We start from the raw sequence: 1,383 nt of genomic DNA on the forward strand, positions 1-1,383 counted from the left end.
GGCGAGACCCGTGGCTCGCCCGGGAACGGCCCGGCACTACTCCTTTGCGCGAAAAACCTCCGGCACGACGAACACTTCGTCGGCCCGGCCATAGCCGCCGTCGGCGACCTCCTCCACCAGCACCATTGTGAAGGGGCGCACACCCTCGCCGAAAAAGTCGACGAACATCGCTGTCGTTCGATGGATGAGGTCTTCCTTCTGCGCCCTGGAGAGCGCCGCTTGCGGTAACTTGATGTTGGCGAATGGCATGATCTTTTCCTTTCTGTGGAATTTCAGGTTCGGCGTTGAGCGGTCGGCGACGGCTCAGACGACGCCGCCATTGGCGCGGATGATTTGTCCGTTGACCCAGAAGCTGTCCGGCCCGGCCAGGAACGAGACCAGCCCGGCAATGTCGTCGGGCTGGCCGAGCCGGCCGAGCGGGATCATCTTGCCGATGGCCTCGATCTGCGCCTCGCTCTTGCCGTCCGTGAACAGCGCGGTCTCGATCGGTCCGGGCGCTACTGCGTTAACGGTGATGCGGCGCGCGCCAAGCTCCTTGGCCAGAATGTGGGTCATCGCCTCGACACCCGCCTTTGTGGCGGCGTAGACGCCGTAGCCCGGCTGGTAAAGGCCGACGACGCTGCTGGAAAAATTGACGATGCGGCCGCCGTCGCGAAGCCGGCGCGCACCTTCCCGCATGCCGCGGAACACCCCGCCGAGATTGATCGCGATCTGCGTGTCGAACGAAGCATCGTCGGTCTGCGCCATCGGCGACGTCTTCATGACGCCGGCATTGTTGACGAGGATGTCGATGCCGCCGAACGCCTTCTCGCCGGCGTCGAACAGTGCAGCGATACCGTTCGGATCGGCGATATCGGCCTGAACGGCGATCGCCTTGCCGCCGCCGGCTTCGATGCTGCGGACCAGTTCTTCGGCCTCGGCGCGGCCCCGTGCATGATTGATGACGACAGCAACGCCGTCGCGGGCGAGCCGTCGTGCGATGGCGGCGCCGATGCCTTTGGAGGCGCCGGTCACGATCGCGGTTCTGGTTTGGCCACCCGTACTTGTTTGATTGGATGTCATGGAAGTCTCTCCGTGTGTTGGTGACACGGATATAGGCCGGGCCACTTCCCGGATAATCGGCTGCCTATTGACATCACTATTCGGAAATTGCGAACAAAAGCCATGGATCGACTGGACACGATGCGGCTCTTCGTTCGCGTTCTGGAGCGGCGCAGCTTCACCGCTGCCGCGGCCGATCTCGGCCTGCCGCGTTCAACCGCGACGGAATCGATCCGGCGGCTGGAACAGCATCTCGGCGCGCGGCTGCTGGAACGAACGACGCGGCAGGTGAACGCCACCCAGGACGGCGAAGCCTACTATCGGCGCTGCCTGTCGATCCTG

3 protein-coding genes are annotated in these 1,383 nt (G+C 64.1%); 1 reads left to right on the plus strand and 2 read right to left on the minus strand.

All coding sequences use genetic code 11. From position 1 onward, the window contains the following. Positions 1-36: 36 nt before the first annotated feature. Both EN749_RS35785 and EN749_RS35790 read right to left on the minus strand, forming a co-directional pair. On the minus strand, positions 37-249 hold the full coding sequence (locus EN749_RS35785) for a 4-oxalocrotonate tautomerase family protein (protein ID WP_127269408.1): 213 nt from the start codon (positions 247-249) through the stop codon (positions 37-39). 54 nt (positions 250-303) lie between these two features. After that, the gene (locus EN749_RS35790; protein ID WP_128364934.1) at positions 304-1,062 is read right to left on the minus strand and encodes an SDR family oxidoreductase; all 759 of its coding nucleotides are present in this window, start codon (positions 1,060-1,062) and stop codon (positions 304-306) included. A 102-nt stretch (positions 1,063-1,164) separates the two neighbouring features. Here EN749_RS35790 and EN749_RS35795 point away from each other — a divergent pair. After that, the coding region (locus tag EN749_RS35795) for a LysR family transcriptional regulator (protein WP_145991180.1) at positions 1,165-1,383 on the plus strand (219 nt) is incomplete at its 3' end.

This window comes from Mesorhizobium sp. M7A.F.Ca.ET.027.02.1.1 (genome assembly GCF_004022985.1).
GTDB lineage: Bacteria > Pseudomonadota > Alphaproteobacteria > Rhizobiales > Rhizobiaceae > Mesorhizobium.